The sequence below is a fragment of the Streptomyces sp. SD31 genome (assembly GCF_052068475.1).
GTDB lineage: Bacteria > Actinomycetota > Actinomycetes > Streptomycetales > Streptomycetaceae > Streptomyces.
In genome coordinates, this window is the sequence record NZ_JBQHCX010000028.1 from 23,582 (window position 1) to 47,428 (window position 23,847).

General features: G+C 68.5%; 16 protein-coding genes. 5 read left to right on the forward strand and 11 right to left on the reverse strand.

Going from position 1 to position 23,847, the window contains the following annotated elements; genetic code table 11:
• Positions 1 to 96: 96 nt before the first annotated feature.
• From dxs to ngcE, 8 genes are all read right to left on the reverse strand, one after another.
• Positions 97 to 2,025 carry a 1-deoxy-D-xylulose-5-phosphate synthase gene (dxs, locus tag ACTMVF_RS40665; RefSeq protein ID WP_441276133.1) on the reverse strand — a complete coding sequence of 643 codons (1,929 nt, stop codon included), beginning with the start codon at positions 2,023 to 2,025 and terminating at the stop codon, positions 97 to 99.
• 194 nt (positions 2,026 to 2,219) lie between these two features.
• A complete protein-coding gene (locus tag ACTMVF_RS40670; protein ID WP_441276134.1) occupies positions 2,220 to 3,569 on the reverse strand; it encodes a sugar ABC transporter permease in 1,350 nt (449 codons plus the stop codon).
• Complete coding sequence (locus ACTMVF_RS40675; RefSeq protein WP_441276169.1) at positions 3,566 to 4,357, reverse strand: ATP-binding cassette domain-containing protein; 792 nt, start codon at positions 4,355 to 4,357, stop codon at positions 3,566 to 3,568. The genes ACTMVF_RS40670 and ACTMVF_RS40675 overlap by 4 nt, the downstream gene beginning before the upstream one ends.
• A 244-nt stretch (positions 4,358 to 4,601) precedes the next feature.
• Positions 4,602 to 5,696: a sugar ABC transporter substrate-binding protein gene (locus ACTMVF_RS40680; protein ID WP_441276135.1), complete on the reverse strand. Its 1,095-nt coding sequence runs from the start codon at positions 5,694 to 5,696 to the stop codon at positions 4,602 to 4,604.
• 124 nt (positions 5,697 to 5,820) lie between these two features.
• Positions 5,821 to 7,020, reverse strand: a complete 1,200-nt coding sequence (locus ACTMVF_RS40685) for an ROK family transcriptional regulator (RefSeq protein WP_441276136.1) — start codon at positions 7,018 to 7,020, stop codon at positions 5,821 to 5,823.
• 210 nt (positions 7,021 to 7,230) lie between these two features.
• Positions 7,231 to 8,163 carry a carbohydrate ABC transporter permease gene (locus ACTMVF_RS40690; RefSeq protein ID WP_441276137.1) on the reverse strand — a complete coding sequence of 311 codons (933 nt, stop codon included), beginning with the start codon at positions 8,161 to 8,163 and terminating at the stop codon, positions 7,231 to 7,233.
• A gap of 14 nt (positions 8,164 to 8,177) precedes the next feature.
• Positions 8,178 to 9,101, reverse strand: coding sequence for a carbohydrate ABC transporter permease (locus ACTMVF_RS40695; protein WP_441276138.1), 924 nt, complete (start codon positions 9,099 to 9,101; stop codon positions 8,178 to 8,180).
• 66 nt (positions 9,102 to 9,167) lie between these two features.
• Positions 9,168 to 10,634, reverse strand: a complete 1,467-nt coding sequence (ngcE, locus tag ACTMVF_RS40700) for an N-acetylglucosamine/diacetylchitobiose ABC transporter substrate-binding protein (protein ID WP_441276139.1) — start codon at positions 10,632 to 10,634, stop codon at positions 9,168 to 9,170.
• A gap of 354 nt (positions 10,635 to 10,988) precedes the next feature.
• Between ngcE and ACTMVF_RS40705 the strand changes: the two genes are divergently transcribed.
• The 5 genes from ACTMVF_RS40705 (at position 10,989) to ACTMVF_RS40725 (ending at position 19,461) form a co-directional block, all read left to right on the forward strand.
• The gene (locus ACTMVF_RS40705) at positions 10,989 to 14,792 is read left to right on the forward strand and encodes a GH92 family glycosyl hydrolase (protein ID WP_441276140.1); all 3,804 of its coding nucleotides are present in this window, start codon (positions 10,989 to 10,991) and stop codon (positions 14,790 to 14,792) included.
• Positions 14,793 to 14,812: 20 nt separating this feature from the next.
• Positions 14,813 to 16,762 carry an alpha-glucuronidase gene (locus ACTMVF_RS40710; protein WP_441276141.1) on the forward strand — a complete coding sequence of 650 codons (1,950 nt, stop codon included), beginning with the start codon at positions 14,813 to 14,815 and terminating at the stop codon, positions 16,760 to 16,762.
• 86 nt (positions 16,763 to 16,848) lie between these two features.
• Positions 16,849 to 17,589 carry a VanZ family protein gene (locus ACTMVF_RS40715; RefSeq protein WP_441276142.1) on the forward strand — a complete coding sequence of 247 codons (741 nt, stop codon included), beginning with the start codon at positions 16,849 to 16,851 and terminating at the stop codon, positions 17,587 to 17,589.
• Positions 17,590 to 17,669: 80 nt separating this feature from the next.
• The gene (locus ACTMVF_RS40720; RefSeq protein WP_441276143.1) at positions 17,670 to 18,389 is read left to right on the forward strand and encodes a response regulator transcription factor; all 720 of its coding nucleotides are present in this window, start codon (positions 17,670 to 17,672) and stop codon (positions 18,387 to 18,389) included.
• The gene (locus ACTMVF_RS40725) at positions 18,382 to 19,461 is read left to right on the forward strand and encodes a sensor histidine kinase (RefSeq protein ID WP_441276144.1); all 1,080 of its coding nucleotides are present in this window, start codon (positions 18,382 to 18,384) and stop codon (positions 19,459 to 19,461) included. Before ACTMVF_RS40720 ends, ACTMVF_RS40725 begins: the two co-directional genes overlap by 8 nt.
• On the opposite strand, the gene ACTMVF_RS40730 is transcribed toward ACTMVF_RS40725, so the two are convergent.
• Genes ACTMVF_RS40730 through ACTMVF_RS40740 form a run of 3 tightly spaced genes read right to left on the reverse strand, consistent with a single transcriptional unit; the run spans position 19,433 to position 23,834 of the window.
• Complete coding sequence (locus ACTMVF_RS40730; protein ID WP_441276145.1) at positions 19,433 to 21,502, reverse strand: beta-galactosidase; 2,070 nt, start codon at positions 21,500 to 21,502, stop codon at positions 19,433 to 19,435. The two genes, ACTMVF_RS40725 and ACTMVF_RS40730, sit on opposite strands and share 29 nt — an antisense overlap.
• The gene (locus tag ACTMVF_RS40735; protein ID WP_441276146.1) at positions 21,499 to 22,182 is read right to left on the reverse strand and encodes a hypothetical protein; all 684 of its coding nucleotides are present in this window, start codon (positions 22,180 to 22,182) and stop codon (positions 21,499 to 21,501) included. Before ACTMVF_RS40735 ends, ACTMVF_RS40730 begins: the two co-directional genes overlap by 4 nt.
• On the reverse strand, positions 22,179 to 23,834 hold the full coding sequence (locus tag ACTMVF_RS40740; protein ID WP_441276147.1) for an ABC transporter substrate-binding protein: 1,656 nt from the start codon (positions 23,832 to 23,834) through the stop codon (positions 22,179 to 22,181). The genes ACTMVF_RS40735 and ACTMVF_RS40740 overlap by 4 nt, the downstream gene beginning before the upstream one ends.
• Positions 23,835 to 23,847: the final 13 nt, after the last annotated feature.

The window sequence follows — 23,847 nt, forward strand, 5'->3', positions numbered from 1 at the left end:
TGGTACGCATGCCCGGGCACGGACGGATTCACACAGATGGGCCGGTTTCGCCACCGACACGGTGGAGAAACCGGCCCATCCGGCCGTATGAAGGTGTCAGTCGCGCGCGGGCTCCACCGAGTCGACCTCGGCCGCCGTACGGTCGAACCGGCCGTCCAGCTTGGAGACCAGCCCGGTCACCTGGCGGGCGATGTCGGGGGCGGTGAGGCCGATCTCGGCCATCACCTCGGCGCGGGAGGCATGGTCGAGGAAGCGCGGCGGGATGCCGAAGTCCCGCAGCGGGACGTCTACGCCCGCGTCGCGCAGGGCCTGCGCGATCGCCGAGCCGACGCCGCCGACGCGGGAGTTGTCCTCGACGGTGACGACCACGCGGTGCCGCTCGGCGAGCGGGGCCATGGCCTCGTCGACGGGCTTGACCCAGCGCGGGTCGACGACGGTGGTGGAGATGCCCTGCTTGTCGAGCAGGCCGGCGATCTCCAGGCACATGGGGGCCAGCGCGCCCACGGAGACCAGCAGCACGTCCGGGGTGTCGGTGCCGGGCTCGCGCAGGACGTCCATGCCGCCCACCCGCCCCACGGCGGGTACGGCGGGGCCGACGGCGCCCTTGGAGAAGCGGACGACGGTCGGCGCGTCCTCGACCGTGACGGCCTCGCGCAGTTGGGCCCGTACCTGGTCGGCGTCGCGCGGGGCGGCCAGCCGCAGTCCGGGTACGACCTGGAGGATCGACATGTCCCACATGCCGTTGTGGGAGGCACCGTCGGTGCCGGTGACGCCGGCGCGGTCGAGCACGAAGGTGACCCCGCACTTGTGCAGCGCCACGTCCATGAGGACCTGGTCGAAGGCGCGGTTGAGGAAGGTGGCGTAGACGGCGAAGACGGGGTGCAGCCCGCCGTGGGCCAGACCCGCGGCCGACACGGCGCCGTGCTGCTCCGCGATGCCGACGTCGTAGATCCGGTCCGGGAAGGCGTCCGCGAACTTCTTCAGGCCGACCGGCTGCAGCATCGCCGCGGTGATCGCCACGATGTCCTCGCGCTCCTTGCCGAGCCGCACCATCTCGTCGCCGAAGACGGAGGTCCAGTCGGCGCCCGACGCCTTGATGGGCAGGCCCGTGTCGGGGTGGATGGGGCCGATGCCGTGGAAGCGGTCGGCCTCGTCCTGGAGGGCGGGCTGGTAGCCGCGGCCCTTCTCGGTGAGGCAGTGCACGATGACCGGGCCGCCGAAGCGCTTCGCGCGCGCGAGCGCCGACTCCAGGGCCTCGATGTCGTGCCCGTCGATCGGGCCGACGTACTTCAGGCCGAGGTCCTCGAACATGCCCTGCGGCGCGATGAAGTCCTTGAGCCCCTTCTTGGCGCCGTGCAGGGTCTCGTAGAGCGGCTTGCCGACGACCGGCGTGCGGTCGAGGATCTCCTTGGTGCGGGTGAGGAAGCGCTCGTAGCCGTCGGTGGTCCGCAGCGTCGCCAGGTGGTTCGCGAGGCCGCCGATCGTCGGCGCGTACGACCGCTCGTTGTCGTTGACGACGATGACGAGCGGGCGGTCCTTGGCCTCGGCGATGTTGTTCAGCGCCTCCCAGGCCATACCGCCGGTCAGCGCGCCGTCACCGATGACGGCCACGACATGGTCGTCGCGTTTGCGCAGCTGGTTGGCTTTGGCGAGGCCGTCGGCCCAGCCGAGGACGGTCGAGGCGTGCGAGTTCTCGATGACGTCGTGCTCGGACTCGGCCTGCGAGGGGTAGCCGGACAGGCCGCCCTTCATCTTCAGCTTGCTGAAGTCCTGGCGGCCGGTGAGCAGCTTGTGGACGTAGGACTGGTGGCCGGTGTCCCAGAGCACCTTGTCCTTGGGTGAGTCGAAGACCCGGTGCAGGGCGATGGTCAGCTCCACCACACCGAGGTTGGGGCCGAGGTGGCCGCCGGTCTTGGAAACCGCCTCGACGAGGAAGGTGCGGATCTCCTCTGCCAGCTGGTCCAGCTGCTCAGGGCTGAGCCGGTCCAGATCGCGCGGTCCCGTGATGCGGGTCAGCAGCGGCACCCGTGCCTCCTTGCAGTAGAGCTGTTCGAGCTGTTGCCGGGCTTGTCGAGTCTAATGTTCCGCCGTTGCGGCCCGCGCCCGGGCGGTGCGTGATGCGTCACGCGTTCGGCTGTACCCAAGTTGTGGCGTCCCTACGACATGACTGTGCCCGGCACCGTCATCGGTGCCGGGCACAGGGTAGGTGCGCGGTGGCGCTACGCGCGCCCCGCAGCCTTCTGGCTCCTACGGGAGACGGAGTCGATGACGACCGCCCCCAGAAGCACCGCACCCGTGATCATGTACTGGATCGACGTGTTCATGTTCAGCAGGTCAAGACCCGTCTGGATCGACTGGATCACCAACATGCCCAGCAGCGCCGACCACACGGACCCACGCCCGCCGAAGAGGCTGGTACCACCGATGACGGCCGCCGCGATGGCGAGCATCAGGGTGTTGCCGCCACCCGCGGAGAGCGTCGCGCTCGCGGTCTGACCGGCGAAGAACATACCGCCGACCGCCGCGAAGCCACCGGAGATGGCGAACACGCTGATCCGGATCATCGGCACGTTGATACCGGCACGGCGAGCGGCCTCGATGCCGCCGCCGACCGCGAAGACCTGGCGGCCGTAGGTCGTACGGCGCAGCACGAAGTCCACGATCACCAGCGCCGCCAGGAAGATCACCAGCGCGTTGGAGACACCGGCCGAGTCGTTGAGCACGGCCGCGGCGACGAAGGACGCCAGGCCGAGCGCGCCCACGCGCAGCAGGATCTCGCTGGTCGGCCGGAACGGCACCCCCGCGGCCTTGCGGCGGCGCTGCTCGTTGAAGTTGCCGACGAGGGTGAGCACGACGGCGAGGCCGGCGAGCAGGTACGCGCCGATGATGGCCTGGTCCATGAAGAACGAGCTCTGGCCGAGCAGATGGACCGGACCCGCTTCGGACGGGATGTTGATCGTGCCGCTGTCGCCCAGCAGCCACAGCATCAGACCGTTCCAGCCGAGGAAGCCGGCCAGGGTCACGACGAACGCCGGTACGCCGATCCTGGCGAAGAACCAGCCGTGCAGCGCGCCGATCGCGATGCCGGTGAGGACCGCGAGGACCAGCGACAACCAGGCGTTCACCCCCTGGTTCACCACGAACACGGCGAACAGGGTGGAGGCCAGACCGCTGACCGAGCCCACCGACAGATCGATCTCGCCGAGCAGCAGGACGAAGACCAGTCCGATGGCGAGCATGCCGGTGGCCGACAGGAAGTAACTGATGTTCGAGAGGTTGTCCGCGCTCAGGAAGCGGTCGTTCTGCAGCTGGAAGATCGTCCAGATGACGATCAGGCCGATGACCACCGGCAGCGAGCCCAGCTCGCCGCCCTTCACCTTGCGCTTGAACTCCGTGAGGTAGCCCTTGAAGCCCTCTTCGCGGACCAGCAGACGCGGGTCGACGACGGTGACCGGCGCGGCCGTGGGGTCGTCGGCGGGAGCGACGGTGGTCTGGCCCTCTGCCGCGCCCGCGCCGACCGTCGCGGTCTCGGCGGAATCGCTCTTCACGGTTTTCGACGTGTCGCTCACTGTGCCGCCTCCGTGGTGCGCCGCTCCGCGCGACGGGTCACGGCGTTGTCCGTGGCACCCGTGATGGCGGCGATGATCTCTTCGTGGCTGGTGTCCTTCACGGGGAAGGAGCCGTTGTTCTTGCCCAGGCGCAGCACGGCGACGGTGTCGGCGACCGCCTTGACGTCGGCCATGTTGTGGCTGATGAGGATGACGGCGAGGTCGCGTTCGCGCAGCCGCTCGACCAGGTCGAGGACCTGAGCGGTCTGCTCGACGCCGAGGGCGGCGGTGGGCTCGTCCAGGATGACGAGCTTGGGGTCGCCGATCAGGGCACGGGCGATGGCGACGACCTGTCGCTGACCGCCGGAGAGGCTCGCGATCGGGATACGCACGCTCGGGATCCGGATGGAGAGCGTGGACAGCAGCTCGCGGGCGTTCTTCTCCATCGTCACCTCGTCGATGACGCCCCGGTGCAGCAGTTCGCGGCCGAGGTAGAGGTTGCCCACCACGTCGAGGTTGTCGCAGAGCGCGAGGTCCTGGTAGACCGTCGCGATGCCGAGGCCCTGGGCGTCGTGCGGCTTGTTGATCTTCACCGAGTTGCCCTGCCACTCGATGGCGCCCTCATCGATGGGGTGGACACCCGCGATCGTCTTGACCAGGGTCGACTTACCTGCGCCGTTGTCGCCCACCAGGGCGACCACTTCTCCGGCGTGGACCTCCAGATCGACATCGGTGAGTGCCTGCACCGCACCGAATCGCTTGGAGACTCCGCGCAACGCCAGCACGGGCGTAGCGGACACGTGAACCATCTCCTTCGCCGCCTGACCGGCGGGGATGCCGCGCTTGGGGTGTGCGCGGAGCGACGTGCGGGTCGCGGCGGGAGGCCGCGCCACGCACGTGGTTTACAAAGCGAACAAGTTCCGTCCGACGCCCGCCCCGCAGCGGGGTCTGAAAGGTGGGGCGGGCGTCGGAGGGGGTTTCGTGGCACCGCTCGCAGGTCCGGGTCCGAGTCCCTCACCGGGGACTCGGACCGGGGCGCGTGCGGTGGCGCGATTACTCCAGGCCGGCGGACTTGCAGGCCTTGGCGAACTCGGCGGTGCAGATGTTGGCGACCGTGTACAGACCGTCCTTGACGACCGTGTCCTTGATGTTCTCCTTGGTGACGGACACCGGGGTCAGCAGCTTGGCCTGCACCTTGTCACCGGAGCCGCTGGTCACCGTGGTGTCGGCCAGGGACTTGATGTCCTTGCCCTGAAGCAGGTTGACGGCGAGCTCGGCGGCGGTGTCGGCCTCGGGCTTGTAGGCCTTGTAGACCGTGGAGGACTGGGTGCCGGCGACGATCCGCTGGATGGCGGCCAGTTCGGCGTCCTGACCGGTCAGCGGGATGCCGCTGATCTTCGCGCCCTTGAGGGTGTTGGCGATGCCACCGGCCATGCCGTCGTTGGCGGCGTAGACGCCCGCGATGTTCTTGGCGCCCAGCTGCGTGATCGCCGCGGACATCTTCTGGGCGGCGACGGTGTCCTTCCACAGGCCGGACTGCTCGTAGGCGATGTCGACCTTGCCGTCGAGGGCCTTGTGGGCGCCTTCCTTGAACTGGCCGGCGTTCGGGTCGGCGTCGTCACCGTTGATCATGACGACCTTGGACTTGGTGGTCGCCTTGTCGCCGAGTGCGTCGAGCAGGGCCTGACCCTGGAGCTCGCCGACCTTGACGTTGTCGAAGGAGACGTAGGCCGAGACCGGGCCCTGGGCGAGGCGGTCGTACGCGATGACCTTGACGCCCTTGTTCACCGCGGACTGGATGGAGGACTTGATGGCGGCGGAGTCCTGGGCGGAGATCACGATGACCTTCACACCCTTGGTCACCATGCTGCTCATCTGCTGGGCCTGCTTGGCCGGGTCGGCAGCGGCGTTCGCGTACTGGACGTCACAGTCGGAGCAGAGCTCCTTGACCTTGTCCTCGAAGTACGGCCGGTCGAACTTCTCGTAGCGCGCCGTGACGTTGTCGGGGAGCAGCAGGCCGATGGACTTGCTGTCCGAGGTGCTGCCGGAGTCGTCCTTGTCGTCGCCCGCCTTGCCGCACGCGGCAATCGACAGTGCCATGGAGACGGCGGTGGCGCCGATCACGACTCTACGCATCGTTGCGTTCATGTTGGGTTGTGCCTCCCTGACAGGGCCGCAACGCTGCGGCCGAGGTGGCTGGAAGTCAACTCGGCCACACGTGCGACGTCAAGAAGTAAATCCTTAACGGGTTGGCAACGGCGCCATCCGTTCTCTAAGTGAAGGCAGGGGTGGCCGCATGCAGGGTGCTGTCCAAAAGGGTTGAATCGCCCATCTCACTGAGTGCGAGCGCCAGCGCTCCGAGCACCTCCGCACGACCGCCAAGTGCCCCGGGAAGAACGGACAGTTGGCGCGCCGCGCTGGGGATGGCGTAGCGGCCGACGGACTCCCGGATCGGCCCGAGCACCAGCTCACCGGCCTCGGCGAGATCACCGCCCAGGACCACCCTGCTCGGGTTCAGAAGATTGCAGAGATTGGCGACTCCACTGCCGATGTGGCGGCCGACGTCGGCGATCACCCGACGACAACCCGGGTCTCCGTCCCTGGCCAGCCGTACGACACCCTCCATGGTCAGATCGGTACCGTGACTGGACTGAAGGAGCGGGAGCACATAGCGCGCGGCCGCGAAGGTCTCCAGGCAGCCCCGGTTTCCGCAGCGGCAGACAGGGCCGGACTCATCAAGAGTAATATGCCCGATTTCTCCGGCTGTGCCACCGGGGCCCCGGTAGATCTTGCCGCTGATGACAAGGCCTGCGCCGACACCGCTGGCGACCTTGATGTACGCCAGGTCCCGCACGCCCCGCCCACTGCCCCACACCATCTCCCCCAGGGCACCCAGGTTGGCGTCGTTGTCCACGTGCACGGGCACGCCCAGCCGACCGCGCAGCTCCTCGGCGGGCTTGGTGCCGATCCAGCCCGGGAGGATCGCGGAGGAGCCCAGGGTGCCGGACTCGACGTCGATCGGGCCGGGCACACCCAGACCCACTCCGGCGATCTTGGACCGGTCGACGCCGGTTGCCTCGATCAGCCGGTTGACCAGCTGTTCGGCCCGGTCGAAGCCCTGCGCCGAGGAGGCGTCGACGTCCAACGGTTCGGACTCCTCGGCCAGCACCTGGTGGGCGAGGTTCCCGACCGCGACGCGCAAGTGCGTATGGCCGAAGTCGACCCCTATGACGATCCCGGCGTCCCCGCTCAGGGAGACGCTGCGGGCCCGGCGGCCACCCGCCGAAGTGGGCGTGACCTCGACCGTTCCGCCGTCCTTGAGCTCCCGGACGATATTGGAGACCGTCGCCGCGGACAGACCCGTCGTCCTCGCGATCTCCGCCTGGGTGAGCGATCCGGCCAGCCGGACGGCCCGGACGACCCGCTCCAGGTTGGCTCGGTGCAGCGACGACTGCGACCCCGGAGTCTCCACGACGACCTCCTGCGCGCGGGACCGCTTCGACGAGGCCCCGTTACGTGTCCAACTAGTGAACTCTAAGCTGAGCCGTTCGGGTTGCCTCCCGTCAAGAGGTTGAACCCGATCCGGGAGTGTGTACGCGCACACGTGAACCGCCCCGGGGCGAGGCGGCTCCTGTGTGACGTGGGGTGATGTGACGCTTACCGTGGAGCGAACAGAGAGCGTTTACTTCAGCGCGCCGGCCGTCAGGCCCGCCTGCACCTGCCGTTGGAAGATGAAGTAGACGATCAGCACCGGCAGCATCGCGATCATCATGCCGGCCATCAGGGCGCCCCAGTCGTTCTCATAGCCCTGCTGGAGGGCGATCATGGCCAGACCCTGGGTGAGGACGTACTTGTCCTCGTTCTGGTTGAGGACCATCGGCAGCAGGTACTGGTTCCACTGCCCCAGGAAGTTGAAGATGCCGATGCTGATCAGACCCGGCTTGGCCATCGGCAGCATCACCTGGAAGAACGTGCGCGTGTGCGAGGCGCCGTCGATCAGCGCCGCCTCCGCGACCGACGTGGGCAGCGTGCGGAAGAAGGCGGTCATGAAGAAGACCGTGAACGGCAGCGAATAGGCGATGTAGACCAGGATCAGCCCCTGGTACGTGGCGAGCAGCGAGCTGCCCGGGAAGTCCCGCAGCACGAAGAACAGCGGGATGACCAGCATGAACACCGGGAAGGACATGCCGGCCACGAACATGAAGTAGATGAACCGGTTGCCCGGGAAGGTGAACCGGGCCAGCACGTACGCGGCCATGGAACCCAGCACCATCGTGCCGACCACCGAACCGCCCACCACGATCGCGGTGTTGAGGAAGTACTGGCCCATGTTCGCCTTGTTCCAGGCGTTGGCCCAGTTCTCGAAGTGCAGCGAGGTCGGCAGCCCCCATGGGTCGGAGAGGATGCCGTTGCTCGTCTTGAAGGAGCTCCACAGCACCCACAGCAGCGGCACGCCGACCATCAGCGCCCACACGACGAGCATGCCGTGCGAGAAGACGTGGAGTACGCCTCCCTCGGAGCTGCGGCCGTCGGTCGGGCCGAGCTTCGTGGTGACCCTCGGCCGGTCCGCCTCGTCCGTCTTGGTGACCGTGCCCGTGTTCGTGTCCGTCGTCATGTCGCCCCGTACCCCTAGAACTCGATCCGCTCACGCCGCGCGAAGCGCATGGTGAGCACTGCGAACGTCATGGTGACGATGAGCATCGCGACGCCCATCGCGGACGCGTAGCCGAACTGGCTGTCGCGGAACGCCGTCAGATACAGGCGCAGCGGCATGACGTCCGTGGCGCCGTCGGGGCCGCCCATGTTGACCGACATGATCTGCACCAGGGCGAAGCCGTCCAGGGCGATGATGCCCATGTACACCCAGCCGGTCTGCACGGTGTCCCACAGCAGCGGCAGGGTGATCCGGAAGAAGGTGGGGAAGCGGCCCGCGCCGTCCAGCAGCGCCGCCTCGTAGATGTCCCGCGGAATGGACGCCATCGCCGCCGAGAACAGCACGACGTAGAAGCCGACGTGGGACCAGATCATCACCGCCATGATGCAGAGCAGGGCGAGGCTCTTCTCGCCCAGCCAGGCGTTCTGGAGGCTCTCCAGACCCACCGCGCCCAGCAGGGAGTTGAGCATGCCGTCCTGCGGGTCCGGGTTGTAGATGTTGAACCAGATGACGGCGATGATGGTGATGGAGATGACCTGCGGAAAGAAGAAGACGAAACGGTAGAACTTCGAACCCGTGACCCCGGTGATGACTTCGTTCTTACGGCGCTTTCCGCCGACATTGAGCATGAAGGCGAAGAACAGGCCGAGTCCCAGTGTCACGATCGGCACCGCGATCAGCATCCAGACGTTGTGCCACAGCGCGTTCCAGAAGTCCTCGTTGTGCCACAGCTTTTCGAAGTTCTCGAATCCGACGAACTTCGCCGTGCCGACAAGCCCCGACCAGTCGGTCAGCGAGATCTGGAACGCCTGGACGAACGGCGAGATCACGAAGACCGCGTAGACGATGACGGGCAGGGCCAGGAAGCCCACGATGAATCGGTATTTGCCGTGTTGCATGGTGCTTCCCGGCCCTTCCCCTTGAGTGCCGTTGTGCCTGACCGGACTCTGTGCCTGACCGGATACCTACTTCTCGCGCTTGAACTTCTTCACGGAGTCGTCCTTCGCCACGGCGTCGGCGTATTGCTGCGTCTTCTTGATCCAGTCGGCGGCGCTCATCTCACCGGTGAGCAGCTGCCCGGTGAGACCGCCGATCTTCTCGTCGGTGAGCGAGGGGTACCACTCCTGGAGCTGCAGGCTGATGATGTTGTCGCCGGCGTCCTTGAACGCCTTGCTCGCCGAGGCGAGGCCCGGCGAGAGACTCATGCCCTCGGTGGCGTCGACGACACAGGTCAGCGACTTCACCAGCTTGGCGAAGTTCTGCGCGTGCTTCTTGGACAGCATGATGCGCAGCAGTTCCATACCGCCGGCCGGGTTCTTGCCCTTGCTGGCCACGATGTACGGCTCGCTGGGCTCGGCGCGGAGCGTTCCGTGCGGCATCTTGTCGCCGCTGCCGCCGTCGAAGAGGGCGCCCACGGACATCTGGAAGTCCTTGGGCGTGGTCGGGGCCGCCTCGTTCTCCACCCAGGAGCCGTTGGGGATGAAGATGGCTTTGCCCTTGTTCCAGGCGGTCTGCGACTGAATGTGCGTCAGGCCCTGGCTGCCTTCCAGGAAGTACTTCTTGGCGGCCAGCTCCTCATAGTGCTCGACGACCGTCTTCACCGCGTCGTTGCTGGTCCAGGCGTTGGGCTCCAGGTTGTCGATGGCGATCCAGCCGTCCATGCCGCCGATCTTGGCGATCTGGGCGAACAGGTTGAAGTGGGCGTAGTACGGATACTTTCCGGCGTACGTCCAGGGCGCGATGCCCTTCTTCTTGATCTCGCCGCACAGCTTGACCATCTCGTCGAGGGTCTTCGGGTATTCCCAGCCGTTGTCGTCGAGGGCCTTCTGCGAATACCAGGTGCCGTAGATGGTGAAGGCGTAGTAGAGCACGTCGAAGGTGTCGCCGTGCTTGCCCTTCTCGATGGTGCTCGGGTGGATGACTTCCGAGATCTTCTTGCTCGCGTCGTCCATCGAGGGGGCGTCGAGCAGCGCCTGGAGGTCCTGGAGCTGGCCCTGGGTGGAGAGCTTGTTCATGTCCAGGTGGTCGGCGCCGGAGTTGTCGATGACGTCCGGCGGGTTGCCGCCCGCGAAGCGGGGGGTCAGCTTCGGGCCGACCTGCTGGGTGCCGGTGTGCTTGACCGAGGCGCCGTACGTGGCCTTGTAGTCGGCCTCCGCGTCCTTGGCGTACTGGTCGCCCAGGCCGCCCTTGAAGATGAACGCCTCCAGGGCGACGCCCTTCTCGACGCCGAGCGGGTTGGTGGCGGACTTCGCGCCGCCGGGCGCCTTGCTCTCCTTCTCCTCGCCGCCGCCACCGCCGGTGGCACACGCGGACAGGAAGCTCATCGTCGGTACGGCGATCAGACCCAGCGCGGCGGACCGCTTGATCAGATCGCGGCGTCCGACGCCTGCGGAGCCGTTCTTCTCAGGGTTCTCGGCAGAAGTGGATCCCATGCTCAAGTCCTCGCCTTCTCCAGGACTCAGGCGGTGAACCGGATCCTCCCCGGCACCGCGATCGGGTCAAGCTGGGGTCGTGCAGGAAGTGCGGAATCATGTGAAGTGCCGACAGGTATAGTCCACTTCCCGCCAGCGGAGCAAGATCGAATGCAAGGTTGGCCGATGGTCTTTTCCGAGTTGAGACCTCACGGAAATATGAGCGGCCTGTGGGCGGCTTGCCGGAAAAATCCGCGACATAGGCCCTGAATGGCGCAGGCAACACCCTTGACAATACTTGGCACTTGAGCCACAACTGATCCTTGCGCAGCGAAGTTGACAACGTTGTCCCGTGCGCAGGGAGGGTACCGGCTTATGCAGCAGAGAGCTCGGCACAGATGGGGTACGGCGGTCGTGTCGGCGACCGCCTTTTGTTTGGCCGTGGCATCGCAGGGCGCGGCCGTCGCCCTGCCTCAGGCGCCCGTGGCGGCCGACCGGGAGTTCGCGTCCTCGTTCGAGGCGGGCGACCCGGCACCCGACTGGCTCAACACCGTCGACACCGCGCCGGACGGCGGCAAGCGGGCCTCGGGTGTCGACGGCGGCTACAGCAGCGGCATTCCGGGCAATGTGACCGACCAGGTCACGGACGTACGGGCGAGCGGCGAGAACACCGGCGGCGGGGAGGTGAAGGAGAACCTCGCCGACGGGGAGCCGAGCAGTAAGTGGCTGGTCTTCGAACCCACCGGGTGGGTGGAATTCGACTTGGACAAACCATTAAGGCTCACGAAATATGCGCTTACCTCAGCCAATGACCATGCCGAGCGCGACCCGCAGGACTGGACCCTGAAGGGCTCCGCGGACGGCAAGGACTGGAAGACCCTCGACACCCGCTCCGGCGAGACATTCGCCGAACGGTTCCAGACAACGACGTACGACATAGCGGAACCGGCCGAGTACCGGCACCTCCGGCTGGAGGTCTCCAAGAACAACGGCGCCCCCGACATTCTGCAACTCGCCGACGTCCAGTTCTCGACGGGCGGCGGTGACGGCCCCGTCCCGCAGGACATGCTCTCCCTCGTCGACCGCGGCCCCAGCGGCTCGCCGACCGCGAAGGCGGGCGCGGGCTTCACCGGCAAGCGGGCCCTCAGGTACGCCGGACGTCACACGGCGGACGGGCGGGCGTACTCGTACAACAAGGTCTACGACGTGAACGTGGCCGTCGGCCGCGACACCCGGCTGTCGTACCGCGTCTTCCCGTCGATGGCGGACGGCGACCTCGACTACGACGCCACGAACGTCTCCGTCGACCTCGCTTTCACCGACGGCACGTACCTGAGCGACCTCGGCGCCACCGACCAGCACGGCTTCCCGCTGACGCCGCGCGGGCAGGGCGCGGCGAAGGTGCTGTACGTCAACCAGTGGAACAACGTCGTCTCGCGGATCGGGTCGGTCGCGGCGGGGCGGACGGTCGACCGGATCCTCGTGGCGTACGACTCCCCCAAGGGCCCGGCGAAGTTCCGGGGCTGGCTGGACGACGTCGCGCTGAAGCGCGTGGCGCCCGAGAAGCCGAAGGCCCACCCCTCCGAGTACGCGCTCACCACGCGCGGCACCCTCTCCAGCGGCGGCTTCTCTCGCGGCAACAACTTCCCCGCGACGGCCGTGCCGCACGGCTTCAACTTCTGGACGCCGGTGACGAACGCGGGCTCGCTGAGCTGGCTGTACGACTACGCCCGCGCCAACAACGATGACAACCTGCCGACGATCCAGGCGTTCAGCGCCAGCCATGAGCCCAGCCCGTGGATGGGTGACCGGCAGACCTTCCAGGTGATGCCGTCGGCCGCGTCCGGCACCCCGGACACCGGGCGTGAGGCGCGCGAGCTCGCTTTCCGGCACGAGAACGAGACCGCACGGCCGTACTACTACGGGGTGCGGTTCGAGAACGGGCTGAAGGCGGAGATGGCGCCGACCGACCACGCGGCGGTGCTGCGCTTCACCTACCCGGGCGACGACGCGAGCGTCCTCTTCGACAACGTGACCGACCAGGCCGGGCTCACGCTCGACAAGGAGAACGGGATCGTCACCGGCTACTCGGACGTGAAGTCCGGGCTGTCGACGGGTGCGACACGGTTGTTCGTGTACGGCGTGTTCGACAAGCCCGTGACCGAGGGCTCCGCCGGCGGAGTGAAGGGCCACCTCCGCTTCGACGCCGGATCCGACCGGACCCTCACCCTCCGCCTCGCCACCTCGCTCATCAGCCTCGACCAGGCGAAGGACAACCTCCGCCAGGAGATCCCCGACGGCACCTCCTTCGACACCGTGAAGTCGCGCGCCCAGCGTCAGTGGGACCGGCTGCTCGGCAAGGTCGAGGTCGAGGGCGCGACGCCGGACCAGCTGACCACGCTGTACTCCAGCCTGTACCGGCTGTACCTCTACCCCAACTCCGGCTTCGAGAGGGTCGGTTCGAAGTACCGGTACGCGTCTCCGTTCTCGCCGATGCCGGGTCCCGACACCCCGACGCACACCGGCGCGAAGATCGTGGACGGCAAGGTGTACGTGAACAACGGCTTCTGGGACACCTATCGGACGACGTGGCCCGCGTACTCACTCCTGACACCAAGTCAGGCAGGCGAGATGGTCGACGGGTTCGTGCAGCAGTACAAGGACGGCGGCTGGACCTCCCGCTGGTCCTCCCCCGGCTACGCCGACCTCATGACCGGCACCTCCTCGGACGTCGCCTTCGCGGACGCGTACGTCAAGGGCGTCGACTTCGACGCGAAGTCGGCGTACGACGCGGCCGTGAAGAACGCGACCGTGGTGCCGCCGTCGTCCGGCGTGGGCCGCAAGGGGATGGCGACCTCACCCTTCCTCGGCTACACGAGCGCCGAGACGCACGAGGGTCTGTCGTGGGCGCTGGAGGGCTACCTCAACGACTACGGCATCGCGCGGATGGGCCAGGCGCTGTACCGGGAGACGGGCGAGAAGCGGTACAAGGAGGAATCCGAGTACTTCCTCGACCGCGCCCGGGACTATGTGAACCTGTTCGACGGGAAAGCCGGCTTCTTCCAGGGCCGGGACGAGAAGGGCGACTGGCGCGTCGAGTCGTCCAAGTACGACCCGCGGGTGTGGGGGTACGACTACACGGAGACGAACGGCTGGGGGTACGCCTTCACGGCGCCCCAGGACAGCCGGGGCCTGGCCAACCTCTACGGCGGCCGCGACGGCTTGGCCGACAAGCTCGACGAGTATTTCGCCACCCCCGAGACGGCCTCCCCCGACCTCGTCGGCTCCTACGGCGGTGTCATCCACGAGATGACGGAGGCGCGCGACGTCCGGATGGGCATGTACGGCCACTCCAATCAGGTCGCCCACCACGCCGTCTACATGTACGACGCGGCCGGCCGGCCCTGGAAGACGCAGAAGAACGTCCGCGAGGTCCTGTCGCGGCTGTATGTCGGCAGCGAGATCGGGCAGGGCTACCACGGCGACGAGGACAACGGCGAGCAGTCGGCCTGGTTCCTCTTCTCCGCGCTGGGCTTCTATCCGCTGGTGATGGGCAGTGGCGAGTACGCCATCGGGTCGCCCTTGTTCACCAAGGCGACGGTCCATCTGGAGAACGGCCGGGAGCTGGTCGTCAAGGCGCCGAGGAACAGCGCGCGCAATGTGTACGTCCAGGGTCTGAAGGTCAACGGCGTTCCCTGGAGGTCGACTTCGCTCCCCCACTCGCTGATCGCGAAGGGCGGTGTCCTGGAGTTCGACATGGCGCCGCGGCCCTCCTCATGGGGCACCGGCAGGAACGCGGCGCCGGTGTCGATCACCAAGGACGACGAGGTGCCGGTGCCGCGGGCGGACGTGGTGAAGGGTGAAGGGGCCCTCTTCGACAACACCTCGGCGACTCAGGCGAGTGTCACTTCGGTGGATCTGCCGGTGTCCGAGGCCGCCAGGACGGTGCAGTACACCCTCACCTCACCGTCGGACCGGACGAAGGCGCCGACCGGCTGGACGCTCCAGGGATCGGACGACGGGACCACGTGGCGGACCCTCGACAAGCGCTCCGGGGAGTCCTTCGCCTGGGACCGGCAGACACGGGCGTTCTCCGTGGGGTCTCCGGGTACGTACGGGAAGTACCGCCTGGTGCTCGACGGTGAGGCGGTGGTGTCGGAAGTCGAACTGCTCGCCTGAGCAGGTGCATTGGGGGTCTCATGCAGGGTGTCGATCCAGCCTGGCTGCCGGACGAGGCGTTCCGGCCGATCGGCACCCGGCGGACGCTGATCCGTGGTTCGGGTCCGCTGGTGGACACGGTGCACGGGGAAGTGGCGGAGGCCTGCGAGCGGTTCGGGGGGCGCGTCGAGCGTGACGCGCCCCCCGGGCCGTACGACCTGGTGTTGCACCTGACCGGCGACGACGCGTCCGAGGGGTTCACGTTCGAGCGCGGTATCGGCTGTACGACCGTCACCGCAACCGGGCAGTCCGGGCTGCTGTACGGCCTGTTCCACGTCGTCCGGCTCGGCGAGGACGCCTTCCGCGGGCAGCGGCCCCGGGAGACACATGGTCCGGCGCTCGCGCTGCGCATGCTCGACCACTGGGACAACGTGGCCGTGCATCCGGTGATGGGCCAGGTGGAGCGCGGTTACGCGGGCGGCTCGCTGTTCTGGGAGGACGGGCGGGCGCGCGGGGAGTCGGAGCGGGAGCGGGTGCGGGCGTACGGCAGGCTGCTCGGCGCCTGCGGGATCAACGCCGTGGCCGTCAACAACGTCAACGTGCACGAGACCGAGGCACACCTGCTGACCGACCGGATCGGTGAAGTCGCCGAGATCGCGGGCGCGTTGCGGCCGTACGGCATCCGCGTCCATCTGTCGGTCACCTTCGCCGCACCGATGGTGCTCGGCGGGCTGCCCACGGCCGATCCGCTGGACGAGAGCGTGCGCGGGTGGTGGGCGGAGACGACCGCGCGGGTGTACACGGCGATCCCCGACTTCGGCGGGTACGTGGTGAAGGCCGACTCGGAGGGGCAGCCGGGGCCATTCGCGTACGGCCGCACCCATGCGGACGGTGCGAACATGCTCGCCGCCGCGCTCGCGCCGCACGGCGGTACGGTCCACTGGCGGGCGTTCGTCTACAACCACCGGCAGGACTGGCGGGACCGGACGACGGACCGGGCGCGGGCCGCGTACGACCATTTCGTGCCGCTGGACGGCGAGTTCGCCGACAACGCCGTCCTCCAGGTGAAGCACGGGCCGATGGACTTCCAGGTGCGCGAGCCGGTCTCTCCGCTGATCGGCGCGATGCCGCGCACGCGGCTGGCGGTGGAGTTGCAGGCCACACAGGAGTACACCGGCCAGCAGCGGCATGTGTGCTGGCTGGGGCCGATGTGGAGCGAGGTGCTGCGGTTCCAGGTCGACGGGGTGTCCTGTGTCGGGGAGTTGGCGCGCGGCGGCCTCGTCGCCGTGTCCAACGTCGGCGACGACCCGTTCTGGACGGGCCATCCGCTGGCCCAGGCGAACCTGTACACCTTCGGACGGCTGGCCTGGCAGCCGGACGCGGATCCGGGCGGGATCCTCGACGAGTGGATCCGGCTCACCTTCGGGGCGGAGCCCGCGGCGGGGCTGCACGCGATCATGGACGGTTCATGGCGGACGTACGAGAAGTACACCGCGCCGCTCGGGGTGGGATTCATGGTGCAGCCGGGGCACCACTACGGGCCGAGCGTGGACGGGTACGAGTACAGCCCGTGGGGGACGTACCACTTCGCCGATCGGGACGGGGTGGGCGTGGACCGCAGCTGCGCCACCGGTACCGGGTACGCGGGGCAGTACGCCAAGCCGTGGGCCGAGGTGTACGAGTCGCCGGAGACCTGCCCGGACGAGTTGCTGCTGTTCTTCCACCACGTGTCGTACGGGCACATACTGCACAGCGGCAAGACGGTGATCCAGCACATGTATGACACGCACTTCGAGGGTGTCGAGGAAGTGGAGGCGGCCATGACGGTGTGGGCCTCGCTGGCCGCCTCGATGGATCCGGCACGCCACACGCGGGTGATGGAGCGGCTTGAGGAGCAGCTCCGCAGTGCCCGCGAGTGGCGGGATCAGATCAACAGCTACTTCTTCCGGAAGTCGGGTGTGCCCGACGCACATGGACGGCGCATCCACTGAAGAGCCGGTCCACTGAACGGCCCCTATCGCGGGCGTATGGAAAATCGCATACGCCACCGCAACGGCCCTCCGTTTCCCATGGGGGCATGAATCACGACGCATCCCTGTCAGCACCGCCCCGCCACGCGCGCAAGCTCGTGTTCCTCGGCCTGGCGATCCTCGGCGTGGCGAGCGCCGTGTTCGTCGTGCGGGGGCCGCTCATGATGTCCGCTCCGAGGTGCATGGCCGGGCGGTGGCACGGCTGCTTCGACACGTTCAACGGCGTGGTGCTCATGACCTTGGTCGCGCTGCCGTTGGCCGCGCTGGTGGTGTGGGCTCTGGCGCGGCGTCGGCGTGCCGTCGGCGTCACATGGGCGTGGCGGAGGTCGCTGGCGGAGGTGGGCATGGTGCACGGGACGGTGCCGTTCCTGTGGATGACCCTGATGCCGGGTGCCGGGGCCGGCATCGTCCCCGCCCGGGTGAGCCTGGTACCGCTGCGGGACCTGGCCACGATGGGGCCGCTCGGGATCGTCGGCAACCTGCTTGTCTTCGCGGCGCTGGGGTTCTTCGCCCCGATGCGGTTCTCGGCGCTGGCGTCCGTGCCGCGGATCCTGGCGCTCGGGGCGGGCTGTTCGGTTCTGGTCGAAACCGCACAGTACGTCCTGCGGCTGGACCGGGTGTCCTCCGTGGACGACGTACTGGTCAACGCCGCCGGCGCCGTGCTGGCCGCGCTGGCGTCGCGCCGCTGGTGGCGCACCAGGGCGGAAGCGTCGTCGGAGCAGCCTGGTCTCCCGTCAGCGCCGGCATCGACATCGACATCGACCTCGACCTCGACCTCGACAGGCTGAGGCGCGTGTCCGATGTGCATACGTCTTTGCACATGTCCTTGCATACGTCGGCGATACGTTGTGCTGCTTAGGCTTCCGACATGCGCGTACTGATCGTGGAGGACGAGCCCTACCTGGCCGAAGCCGTCCGTGACGGTCTGCGGCTGGAGGCGATCGCCGCCGATATCGCCGGCGACGGCGACCGCGCCCTGGAACTGCTCAGCGTCAACACCTACGACCTCGCGGTCCTCGACCGCGACATCCCCGGCCCCTCCGGAGACGAGGTCGCCCGGCGCATCGTCGCCTCCGGCAGCGGCATCCCGATCCTGATGCTCACCGCCGCCGACCGGATCGACGACAAGGCGTCCGGGTTCGAGCTCGGTGCCGACGACTACCTCACCAAGCCGTTCGAGCTGCGGGAGCTCGTCCTGCGGCTGAGGGCGCTCGACCGCCGACGCGCGTATGCCCGGCCCCCGGTCCGCGAGATCGCGGGCCTGCGCCTCGACCCGTTCCGCCGGGAGGTCTTCCGCGACGGGCGCTATGTCGCGCTCACCCGCAAGCAGTTCGCCGTGCTCGAGGTCCTCGTCGCCGCGGAGGGCGGGGTCGTCAGCACCGAAGAGCTGCTGGAGCGGGCCTGGGACGAGAACGCCGACCCCTTCACCAACGCCGTGCGCATCACCGTCTCCGCACTGCGCAAACGGCTCGGCGAGCCATGGATCATCGCCACGGTGCCGGGTGTCGGCTACCGCATCGACACCGGCCCCGACGCCAGCCCCGACGCCGGCCCCGGCACCACCCGCCCCGGCAGTACGCATGCGTAGACGCCCAGGGCTCAGCGCCCGACTGAAACTCACCCTCAGCTACGCCGGGTTCCTCGCCGTCGCCGGCGCTCTCCTGCTGGCCGTGGTGTGGGGGTTCCTGCTGCGCTACGTACCCGACAACTCCCAGGGCCTTCTGGGGATCTCGCCCAACCGCTACCTCCTTGTGCGCACCTTCTTCCCCGCCGCGGCCGTGGCGATGGTCCTCCTGCTCGTGTTCGGCCTCGTCGGGGGATGGATCCTCGCCGGCCGGATGCTCGCGCCGCTCACACGGATCACGGCCGCGGCGCGGAAGGCCGGGAGCGGATCGCTGTCCCACCGGATCCGCATGGAAGGCCGCCAGGACGAGTTCCGTGAACTCGCCGACACGTTCGACACCATGCTCGAACAACTCGAGTCGCACGTCGCCGAGCAGCAGAGGTTCGCCGCGAACGCCTCCCACGAACTGCGCACCCCGCTGGCCATCTCGCAGACGCTGCTCGACGTCGCCCGCAAGGACCCCACGCGGGACCGGGGCGAACTCATCGCACGCCTGCAGGCCGTCAATACGCGCGCGATCGACCTCACCGAGGCTCTCCTGCTGCTCAGCCGCAGCGACCGCGGGAACTTCACCCGCGAGAGCGTCGACCTCTCCCTCGTCGCCGAAGAGGCCGCCGAAACCCTGCTCCCCCTCGCCGAACAGCGTGGGATCACGCTCGACGTCACCGGCGCGGCGACACGGACCAGCGGCTCCGCGGAGCTCCTGCTGCGGATGGTGACGAACCTCGTCCAGAACGCCATCGTCCACAACCTCGCCGTCGGCGGCACCGTGACGGTCCACACCGAAGCGCAGGGCTACGCGAGCATGCTGCGGGTCGAGAACACGGGCCATCCGCTCCCCCCGGACCTGGTGCCGACCCTCACCGAACCCTTCCGGCGCGGAACGGAACGCGTACGCACCGACGAGCACGCCGGCGTCGGCCTCGGCCTGGCCATCGTGCACAGCATCGTCCGCGCCCACGACGGGACCCTCGGCCTCGTCCCCCGCCCCGCCGGCGGTCTCCTCGTCACGGTCCGGCTTCCCCGCACTCCGTAGGCATCGTGCCCGTGCGCTGCGAGAGGCTCAGGATCGCCACGCCCAGAGGATCGAGGGTCAGGAGCTCACCCTCCTCGACCCCCTTGCCGGTCAGCAGGTCGGTGGCGGGGGTGTGGGCCGTCAGGTGGGCCGGCTCGGGGGCGTGGTTGAGGAGGAAGAGGAGGCGGGTGCCGTCGGGGGCGACTCGGGTCGCCGTCTCGACGGTCGGCTGGTCGGCGTAGGGGCCGAGCAGGTCGTGGCAGGCGAGGACCATGCGGACGACCTTGGCGACGCCGGGCTGGTCCAGGGCGGTGGCGACGTACCAGCCCTCGCCGCCGCTCCCGCCGAAGCGGTTGCGGGTCACCGCCGGGGTGCCCGCGTAGAAGTCGGCACCGTACGTGCCGACCGGCTCGGCGCCGCGCGGCAGCACGATCTCGAAGACCAGCCGGGCTTCGCAGGTCAGCTGCCCCAGCTGGACCGGCTGTACGACCTCCGGAGGCCGCGCGTCCCATTCGTCGACGCGTACGCCCATGAGGGGCGCGAGCGGGCCGGGTACGTCGGTGAGGAAGGCCCGGTCGTGTTCGTCGACGCGCCCCGAGAGAAAGGTCGTCAGGACGGTGCCGCCGCGGGTGGCGACGGCCTCCAGGCGGGCGGCGAGGTCGCCCTTGACCATGTGCAGGACGGGCGCGAGGACCACGTCGTACGCCGTGAGGTCGGCCGTGACCGGGACGACGTCCACGTCCGCGCCGGCCTCGCGGGCGGCCCGGTAGTAGGCGTGCACCACCTCCTGGTACTTGACCGGCCGGGAGGGGCCGTCGGAGATCTCCAGGGCCCACCAGCTGTCCCAGTCGAAGAGCAGGGCGGTGCGGGCCGGGGTGCGGGCGCAAAGGGTCGCGTCACCGAGGGCCGCCAACTCCCGGCCCAGGTCGGCCACTTCGCGGAACACCCGGGTGTCGTCGCGGCCCGCGTGGCCGATGACCGCGCCGTGGTACTTCTCGCAGGCGCCGCGGGAGGCGCGCATCTGGAAGTAGAGGGCGGCGTCGGCGCCGTGCGCGATGGCCTGGAAGGTGGCGAGGCGGAGTTCGCCGGGGCGGCGCAGCGGGTTGACGTCACGGCAGGCCGTCGTGGACGGGGTCTGCTCCATCAGCCAGAACGGGGCGCCGTCCTTGAGGCCGCGCATCAGGTCGTGGGCGAGGGCGGGCCAGGTGGGCGGGGCGTCGAGGGGCGGGTAGCTGTCCCAGGAGGCGAAGTCGAGGTGGGGCGCCCAGCGGTGGTAGTCGAGGGGGCGAAACATGCCCATGAAGTTGGTGGTGACGGGCGTGTCCGGGTCGTGGGCGCGGATCACCTCCTTCTCGGCGAGGAAGCAGCCGAGGAGGGCGTCGGTGGTGAAGCGTGAGTAGTCGAGGGTGATGCCCTGGAAGGCGGTGTGGTCGGGGCCGCGCCAGTGCTCGGTGAGGGCGTTCGGGGGCTCGATCTCGGCCCAGTCGGTGTAGCGGTGGGACCAGAAGGTCGTCCACCAGGCGTCGTTGAGGGCGTCGAGGGTGCCGTACTTGTCCGTCAGCCATCCCCGGAACGCCTCGGCGCACAGATCGCAGTAACAGGCGCCGCCGTACTCGTTGTTGATGTGCCAGGCCAGCAGCGCCGGGTGGTCCGCGTAGCGTTCGGCGAGGCGGTCGGCCATGGCGGTCGCATGGCTGCGGTACGCCGGTGAGCTGGGGCAGAAGTTGTGGCGCTGGCCGTAGCGGTGGCGGCGGCCCTCGAAGTCGGTGCGGTTGACCTCGGGGTGCCGCTTGGCGAGCCAGGGCGGGAGGGCCGCGGTGCCGGTGGCCAGGCAGACCTGACGGTTCTCGGCGGCGGCTCGGTCAAGGATGCGGTCGAGGCTGGTGAAGTCGTAGGTGCCCGGGGCGGGTTGGGTGAGGGACCAGGAGAAGACGCCGACGGTGAGGGTGTCGATGCGGGCCTGGGTGAACAGGCGGTGGTCCTCGTCCCACACCGGCTCCGGCCACTGCTCGGGGTTGTAATCGCCGCCGTACGGGATCCTCGGGGTGCGCGGCGCGGTCATGCGGTGAAGTCCTCCTGGGTCTCGGCGATCACCGGGCGGCTGCTGTGCAGCAGGGAGAGCAGCAGCGGGGCGGCCAGCAGGGCGGGCAGGGCCTCGGTCAGCAGGGCGGTCGACGCGGCCACCAGGACGAGCAGGGAGGCGGCGGCGAGGGTGGCGCGGGCGTGCCGGACGAGGAAGTACGCAGCGAGGCGGGCCGTGTCGCGGGCGCGGAAGGTGAACAGTGAGGTGAGGACCAGTGCGTGCGCGCCCCACAGCAGGGAGCCGGCGCCGATCGCACCGAGCAGCACCGCCCACCAGCCGGGCAGGCCGGTGGCGGAGAAGTGGGTCAGGGTGAAGGCGATGACGGTCAGCCAGGCGAGCAGGGGCGTCCAGAGCTTCAGCGCCGGGAGGGCGTTGAGGCGCCAGCCGCGCGCATAGGTGCGGGCCGGGTGCAGGTCGGTGAGGTCGCGGCTGCGGTGGTGCAGGGCGTACAGCGCGGCGGACAGGGCCGGGCCGAGCGGCAGCAGGCATACGGCGGCCAGCGGCAGGTTGGCGGGGTCGGGGCCGAGGAGGAGCAGGCCGGCGAGTCCCGGCGCGGCGGCGAGGAGCAGCAGCGCCTCCACCGTGACGAGGGTGTGGATCAGGCCGGCGGCACGGGAGAGGACTCCGGTGCCGAAGTCGGCCGTACGCACTCCGCTCACCCGTTCTCCTTCTTGTACCGCTCGTACGCCTTGTTGTGCAGGTCGACGAACTGCTGCATGTTCTTCGACTTCAACTCGGCGACGTACGCCCCCCACTCGGACAGCGGGCGCTTGCCGAGGGCGAACTTGAGGGTGTTCTGGGTGACGTGGTCCCTGAGAGGTGTCTCCCACAGGGAGGCCTGTTCCTGCTCGAAGGACTGCAGCGGGTGGGCGGGGCCGATGGGCGTCTGTTCGCGCTGGGACATGGCGTCCTGGAACTTCTTCTCGTCGGGGCTGAACATGGAGGAGACGAGCTCCCAGCTGCCGCCGTAGGCGAAGACGCCGTTGTAGAAGCCGTAGTCCTTCTGCATGTCCTTCGGGGCGTCCGGGTCGGAGCCCATGAGGCTGATGCCGTCCTTGAGCTTGTACTGGCCGCCGGAGCGGGTGTAGGTGACGCCCTCGACGCCCCAGCGGGCGAGCCGCTGGCCCTCGTCCGAGTACCACAGCCAGTCCACGAACTGCATCATCGCGACGAAGCTGTCGCTCTTGAGCGCCTTGCTGGAGATCATGACGCCGTTCTCCAGGCGGACGCCGCCCAGCACCACCGGGCCGGCGGGCCCGAGCGGCACCGGAATCATCTCGATCTGCGCGCCCTTGACCTGCTTCTGCAGGTTGTACCGGTATTCCTGCACCAGCACCTGCGGGTTGGCGCTGATCGCGAACGACTTCTCGCCCAGCAGCTTCTGCGTGGCCTCGTCGTCGGTCTGGGTGAAGCTTTCGGGGTCCACGAGCTTCTCGGCGACCAGCTTGCGCACGTACTCGATCATCTGCCGGAAGGCGTCCGTCGCTCCGGTGAAGACGTACTTCTGCGCGTCGGCGTCCCAGCTGATGTTGTCGTACGTCCAGCCGGCCCGGACGCCGTACGCCTGGCCGAGATAGCTGAAGAGGGCGGCGGCCGGGTAGGGCGTGTTCTTGCTCCAGCGGTCGGAGAACGGGTAGCGGTCCGGGTACTCCTCCTTGATCGCCTTGAAGACCTCGTACACCTCGTCCCAGGTGCCGGGCAGGCTCAGACCGAGCCGGTCGAGGACGTCGGTGCGCAGCGCCAGCGAGTAGCCGGATCTGGGCTTCTCGTGCAGGCCGGGCAGCAGGTACAGCTTGCCGTCGGCCTGCCGGAAGGAGTCGAGTTCCGGCTCCAGCTTCCAACGCTTGACCTTGTCCTGGAAGTTCGGCATCAGGTGCACGTAGTCACTGACCGGGAGGATCGCGCCCGACGACACGAACGCGACCTCCGAGGGGTGGTACGTCTTGGGGATCAGGAACGGGGCGTCGCCCGAACCGATGAGGACGCTGCGCTTTTTCTCGTAGTCGACCAGGGGGACGGCGACGGGATCGAAGGTGACGCCGGTGCGCTTGCTGAGCTCCTTCCAGAACAGCCAGCTGTCCTTCATCGGGTAGACCGGGTTGTTGTTGTGCAGGACCGAGAACGACAGCGGCTTGGTCGCCTTGAACTGCTGGCCGACGCGATACTCCTTCATCGCGCCGTTCCGCTTCTTCGACAGGTCCTTGGAGTCCTCTCCGTCGTCGCCGCTGCCGCAGCCGGTGAGGGTGGCGAGGCCGATGAATCCGGCGGCGGCGAGCATCTGACGCCGCGACAGCTGTCCTGCGTTGTTCACGGATGACACGGGC